Origin of the sequence: Eggerthella sp. (assembly GCF_048329335.1) — a bacterium.
Taxonomy (GTDB): domain Bacteria; phylum Actinomycetota; class Coriobacteriia; order Coriobacteriales; family Eggerthellaceae; genus Eggerthella; species Eggerthella lenta.
This window is the reverse complement of the sequence record NZ_DBFEGU010000114.1, coordinates 1-6,198: the sequence shown is the minus strand read 5'-3', so window position 1 is coordinate 6,198 and position 6,198 is coordinate 1. Positions and strand designations below refer to the sequence as shown.

The window sequence follows — 6,198 nt, the reverse complement described above, 5'->3', positions numbered from 1 at the left end:
CCTGGGATATGTCGCCAGCTTCTTCTCGTACAGCGTTTGCAGCGCGTTCAGCGTTTCCTCCGCGGTGAGGCCCGCGCGCGTCGATGCGTCGCGTTGCAGCCCGGTGAGGTCGTAGAGCTTGGGCGCGCGGCACTTCTCCTGCCTGCGCTCGACCTTGGAGATCGCGCACTGCGACCCGACGGCCGCATGGGCGCGGCGCTCGGCTTCCTGACGGGTCTTCAGCTTCTCGCCGGCGAGGCGCACGTGTGCCGTCCTGCCGACCGAGCACTCCACCTGGAAGAAGGGGACCGATTTGAAGTCGCGGATCACGCGGGTCCGCTCGACGACCAGCGCCAGCGTCGGGGTCTGGACGCGGCCGGCGGACAGGTGCGAGCCTTCGTAGAGGCACGATAGGGCGCGCGAGGCGTTGAGGCCCACGAGCCAGTCCGCCTTGGCCCTGCCCTCGGCGGCGTCGGCGAGGCCGTCGTAGTCGGAGAGGGGCTTGGCGTGGGCGAGGTCGGTCCGCACCTGCTCTGGCACGAGCGAGGTGGACCAGAAACGGCGGACGGGCTTCTTGCAGCCGGAATGGGTCCAGACGCGCCGGAAGATGCCCTCGCCCTCGCGGTCGGCGTCGCAGGCGTTCACGACGAGCTCCACGTCGGCGCGGTCGAGCAGCCCTTTCAGGACCTTGTACTGCTCGGGCGCGGTGACGCTCCACCTCCACCGCTCCGGGATCATGGGCAGCTGCGACATCGACCAGTGGCCGGACCACTGCGGGTAGTTCTGGGGGAAGTCGAGGTCGATGATGTGGCCGCGGCACCAGCTGATGAGGTAGCCGCCGCCCTCGATATAGCCGTCGCGGCGCTCGTGGGCGCCGACGGCGTCGGCGATGCCGCGCGCGACGGACGGCTTCTCGGCGATGATGAGTGTGGGCATGCCGCTCCCCCCTACTCGGAGAAGGAGACCGAGCCGGCGGCCATGTCGGCCACGCCTCGGTAGGTCTTCTGGCTCGAGGGCATCCAGACGGTGAATGTGACCGTGCCGTCGTCGTTGTGCGTCACATGGTCGCGGGAGAACAGCGCGGAATCGGCATCGGCGCCGCCCTCCTTCTCCGCGGCGAACGCGCGCCATGCGTCCAAAAGGGCGCCGGCGCAGGAGTCGCCGATGTACTTGGCGGCCTGCTCGGTGTCGGTGATGGCGAAGGTCTTTTTGGGCGCCGAGGCGCTCTGCTCGGTGGCGTCGGCGTCGGCCGCCGTGTCGGCGCGCGAGTCGATCTGGTCCTGCGCGAGGTCGTCGTTCACGCCGTCCACGCGCTCGAGCAGGGGGAAGACGGTCCAGGTGCCGTCGGCGTAATGCGCCGAGTAGCAGTCGTCGGTGCCCTTCACGCGCATGAACACGACGGTGCCGTTATCGGTGGCCTGGGGCTTCTTCTTGATCGAGACCGTGATCTCATCGAGCCCGTAGCCGTTGGCACGCATGGTCGAGGCCACGGCGTCGCAGAAGCTCTCGCGCTTGGTCGCGGTCATGCCCGAGAGCTTGTCGAAGCCCTCGAACCGAACGCCGGAGGTCTCGGACGGGTCCGGCGACGCCGGGACCTCCTTGCCGTCGCCCGCCTCCTCGGCCTTCTCGTCGTCTCCGGCGGCGCTGCCGCCATCGACCGCCTCGGTGGCGTCCTGCTCGCGGCCCTCGTCGCCCGCGGTGCCCGTGCGGGAGCACGAGGCGGCGTCGAGGCCGAAGCCCAGCGCGATCACGCACGCCAGCGCGATCAGGCCGTAGGCCAGCTTCCTCTTGGGGTCGTTCTCGTTGGCCGGGTTGAACCTGTCGGTCATGTTCATGTTCGTTTTCCCTTTCATTCATTCGATGGGCTAGAGGATGCTGCCGCTGTTGACGGACGAGCAGACGCGCTTGCCGCCCCATTCGGCCTTCCAGCTCGAGCTGCCGGGGTTGCCGCTCCTGTAGAAGCGCGACCTGTCCACCTCGAACTCGATGACGTTCTGGCCGTTCGAGTGCCCCCACTTGTTGCATCCCTGGTCGTTGGGGTTCTTCGCGTCGGCGATGACGCACTTGATCACGGTGCCGTCCGACAGCGTGAAGTCGACCTTGTCGCCGACGCGCCCGTACGTCGTCGTGCAGGCGATCAGGTAGCGGCCGTTGTAGGTCGCGATGTCGTCGTCGTACTTCGCCCCGGCGAGCGACCACTTGGAGTGGACCGCCGCCTGCGACGTCCCTGCCGCCCACGCGGTGTCACGGCCGTTGACGTAGCAGCCGCGCGGGGTGTAGAAGGTGACGGAGTACCCGCCGTTGCCGTACTGTTCGGGGATGGTGACGCCCGCCCCTCCGGTCGGACGCAGGATCATGTCCCAGGCGTCGTTCCAGTAAGACCCCAGCGATACCTCGTCTCCCGACGAGTCGCCGTCGGTGCCGTCGAGGTCTTCGTGCGCGCCGTAGTCCTTGCCGTCGCCGGCATAGATCTCCGTGTGCTGCTCGGTGTTGATGAGGATGTCGCCGCGTTGCAGGGAGTCCATCTTCCCGTCCCACTCGACCTTCTCGAAGCCCGCCTTGAGCAGAGGTTCTGCCATGGTGGAGGTGGTGAACGGGTACGTACCCAGCTGCTCGGTCGTGCAGTAGCCCGAATCGACGAGGCAGTAGTAGACGAACGACGAGCAGTCCATGTTGGGGTTGTGGCATCGCGTGGACTGCGAGTACCCGATGGAGTCGTCGTCGACGTAGCGCTGCGCCTGGTCTAGGTAGCCCTCGGCGCTGCCGCCGGAAGACGAAGCGGCGGCGCCGCCGATGACCGCGCTGAGCAGCGACATCCCGACTAGGCAGACGATGGCGGTGCCGCCCGCCGCCGCACCCGCGGCGGCCAGGCCGCGCCATCCGAGGACGGTGTTCGTGGCGGCCGCCTTGGTGCGGCGCAGCTGCATGATCTTGCCGCGGATGCCGGAGGTGTCGGTCCCGGCGAGCCGTCCGGCCTTGGCGCCGAGCCGCCCCGCCTTGTTCTCGAGCCGCTTCTGCCTCAGGTTGATCCAGCGCCCGAGCAGCGACTTGTCGGACATGCCGGCGCGGCGCATGGTGTCGGCGCGCTTCCTTCTGTGCTCCAGCTGGTTGAGGACCTTGTCCTGCTTGGCGAGGGCCTTCTTCGATTTCGCGTCCCAGCGGGCCATGCGCCTGCGGGCCCGTCCCGCCGGCAGCCTGTCGACGACGGCCTTTCCCTCACGGTAGAGGTTGCGCGGGTCCGCCTGGGTCATCGCCGCGTTGGCGACGGTGTCGGCGGCGCGCGCCCCCTCGTCGGCGATCTGGGCGTTGCCGTCGGAAAGGCCGATGGCCGCGCTCACCTCCAGCGCCGCGCGGGGGCTGTGCAGGGCTCCCTTCGCGACCCCTGTGGCCGCGCCCTTGGTCGCCCCCTCGGCGGCACCTTTGGCCGCTCCGAGCGCGTTTCCGACGGACTCGCTGACGCGGTCCTTGAACACGGACCTGGCGGCCTCCCCGCGCGTGAGCTCGGGGAGGGCCGATTCCTTGTAGGGCGCGACGGCCCTCTGCTTGTATGCGGGACCGTCGTGCTGCACGGCGTACTCGAGGGAGGAGTGCTTGACCTTCTCCATCTCGAGCGGGCTCGCCTTGTCGGTGACGGTGGACTTCTCGTCTGCCATCTCGGGTCACGCTACCCGCGGCGGGCGGCATCGGCGCGCCCGTCCTCGTTGGAGTACTGGATCAGGTCGTCGAGCTTGGTGGTGACCATGCGGTAGATGGCCGAGTCCGTCGGGATGCGGTTCTCGAACGGGATGATCTTGCCGCCGGCGACCAGCAGGCCCTCGCCGGGCCCGGCGTTGCGCATCATCGCGACCTGGCGCTCGGAGAGCTTGATGACCTCGCCCAGCGCCGCGGCGTCCGACGCCGACTGGCCGAGCAGCACCAGGAAGTCGGAGTTCGCCAGCATCAGGCGGCTCTTCTCGTTGTTGATGATGCGCTCGATGTTCTGCGTGATGCCGGTCGGGATCGCGCCGTACTTGCGCGAGCGGGTCCAGAGCTGGTCGAAGTACGAGATCGCGTAGTCGTTCTCGAAGAGCAGCTGCATCTCGTCGATGAACACCCACGTGCGGACGTGGCGCTCGCGGTTGCGCACGATGCGGTTCCACGTCTGGTCGAGCAGGATCAGCAGCGCCAGGCCCTTCATGTTGTCGGCGCAGTCGCGGATGTCGTAGACGACGAAGCGCTTGTGCGTGTTCACGTTGGTCGGGTGGTTGAACAGCGAGGCCTGGCCGGTGACGTAGCGCTCGATGGTGACGGCAAGCATGCGGCCCTCGGGCTCGGGCTGCTGGTTGAGCATGTTGTAGAAGTCGATCAGCGTGGGGATGTCGCGCTGGTCGTGGGTGGCGAAGTAACGGTCGTAGATGCGCGAGACGCAGCGGTCCACGAGCGTCTTCTGCATCGGCGAGAGGTTCTTGGCCATCATCTCGACCATCGACATGATGGCGTCGACCTTCATCGCGAGCGGCTGTTCGCCCTCCACGAGCTCGAGGTCGAACGGGTTGATGTAGGTGTGCGAGTCGCCGGAGATCTGGACGACCTCGCCGTCCATCTCGCGCGCGACGTTGATGTACTCGCGCTCGGGGTCGAGGACGATGACCTCGGCGGTGGGGTCGGTGAGCAGCGTCCACAGGATCGTGTTCTTGGCCGTCACCGACTTGCCGCGGCCGGGCTTGCCCAGGATGAAGCCGTTGGGGGCGACGGCGTCGCGGCGGTTGTAGAAGATGAAGTTCTTGGACGTCTGGTTCTGCCCCATCCACATGCCGCCGCGCTCCATGAGCTCGACCGACGTGAACGGCACGAGCGCCGCGAGCGGGGCGGTCGTGAGGTTTCGCACGTAGGGGATGTCGCAGCGGCCCGTGGGCAGCATCGCGGCGAAACCCTGTCGCTGGAGCTTCACGAGCGGCACGGCGCGGCAGGTGAAGCGGCGGAACACGTCCTGGATGGCGCCGGAGTTCTCGTCGCAGTCCTCGAGCGAGTCCGCCCAGGTCATCGTGGTGCAGGTGAGCGACCACATCTTCTGGTCGCGGCTCACGAGGTCGTCGCGCAGGTCGCGGGCGTTCTCCATGGCGTCCTGGAGGTTGGTGGGCAGCATCTCGTCGGTGATGTACATGGTCTGGGAGTGCTTGAGCACGTAGTCGGACTTCTGCACCTTCAGGTCGGTGTTCATCGACTCTATGGTCTCGATGGCGCGCGACTGCTCCCAGCTCGTCATGTCGAGCGTGATCACCTGGTTGATGGGGAGCTCCGCCAGGCTCGAGACCATGTCGGAGCGGACCGACCCCGCCCACTTCTGGAGGTAGAGCGCCTGGCCGACGAATCCGTTCCACGAGATATGAGTGTCGTCGATCTTGGTGAGGTCGGCGGGCGCGACGAGGTCCTTGGTGGTGTAGCCGAGCTGGATGGCGCTCGCGCCGCGCTCGTCGGTGACCTTCAGGTCGTCGAACGAGACGAAGCCGCGCGGGTCGTGCGGGTTGGTGATCGAGTCGATGATGCGCAGCAGCTCGTTTCCGCGGACCTCCTCGGAGGAGATCCCCATGTTCTTGAGCGAGCGCATGACCTGCTCGGTCGCGCGGGCGAGCTGCGGGGACGCCTGCTCGCGGGTCGGCGCCTCGACGGTCACGATGAACAGTCGGCGCCTCTCGACGTTCTGCTGGGTCTCGGCGACCTTGCTCTCGATGATCTGGTTGATGTCGCGGCGGAAGCGGTTGCCGGCGTAGTCGCCCTCGACGGGCGGCAGGAAGGCGTCCTCGCGGAAGGCGTCGCGGTCGATGACGCGGCACAGGATCTTGACCTGGAGGTGCACGGTGTTGTCGAACGTGTTGAGCAGTTCCGACCAGTTCTCGTAGATCTCGCGCTGCTCGGACTCGCGGGCCGCCTGGAAGCTGGCGTCCTGGAACTCGACGACGCGGCTGTAGACGCCTTGCTGGAGCTTGATGGTGCCGTCCTCGCACAGAAGCTCGTAGCCGAGCGCGTCCTGCGTGCACTTGTCGGCGCGCAGCACGAGCGTGCCGGGGTAGTCCTCGGTCGGCAGCAGACGCTTCATGCCCTTCTTCTTTCCGGCCTTCTCCGCGGCGCGCTCGCGGCGCTTGCGGGCCTTCGCGGCCTTCGCGTTGAGCTTCTGCTGGCGGCGGGCGTCGCGGCCCTCGGCGCGGACGTCCTCGCGGGTCTCCTCGCGCCGTCCGCGGC

General features: G+C 67.7%; 4 protein-coding genes. All 4 read right to left on the bottom strand.

Going from position 1 to position 6,198, the window contains the following annotated elements; translation table 11 throughout:
* Positions 1 to 915: DNA topoisomerase (locus ACMO6A_RS03550; RefSeq protein ID WP_418470797.1), on the bottom strand; the 915-nt coding region annotated here is incomplete at its 3' end.
* Between the two features lie 11 nt (positions 916 to 926).
* Positions 927 to 1,814, bottom strand: a complete 888-nt coding sequence (locus ACMO6A_RS03545) for a hypothetical protein (protein ID WP_418470796.1) — start codon at positions 1,812 to 1,814, stop codon at positions 927 to 929.
* A gap of 30 nt (positions 1,815 to 1,844) precedes the next feature.
* Positions 1,845 to 3,632 (bottom strand): peptidoglycan amidohydrolase family protein, encoded by a 1,788-nt coding sequence (locus ACMO6A_RS03540; protein ID WP_418470795.1) that lies wholly within the window; start codon positions 3,630 to 3,632, stop codon positions 1,845 to 1,847.
* Positions 3,633 to 3,643: 11 nt separating this feature from the next.
* Positions 3,644 to 6,198: VirB4-like conjugal transfer ATPase, CD1110 family (locus ACMO6A_RS03535; RefSeq protein WP_418470794.1), on the bottom strand; the 2,555-nt coding region annotated here is incomplete at its 5' end.

What these genes read in the sequence shown, in the direction of transcription:
- ACMO6A_RS03545 (WP_418470796.1), bottom strand. Translation starts at nt 1,814, where the DNA reads ATGAACATGACCGACAGGTTCAACCCGGCCAACGAGAACGACCCCAAG.
- ACMO6A_RS03540 (WP_418470795.1), bottom strand. Translation starts at nt 3,632, where the DNA reads ATGGCAGACGAGAAGTCCACCGTCACCGACAAGGCGAGCCCGCTCGAG.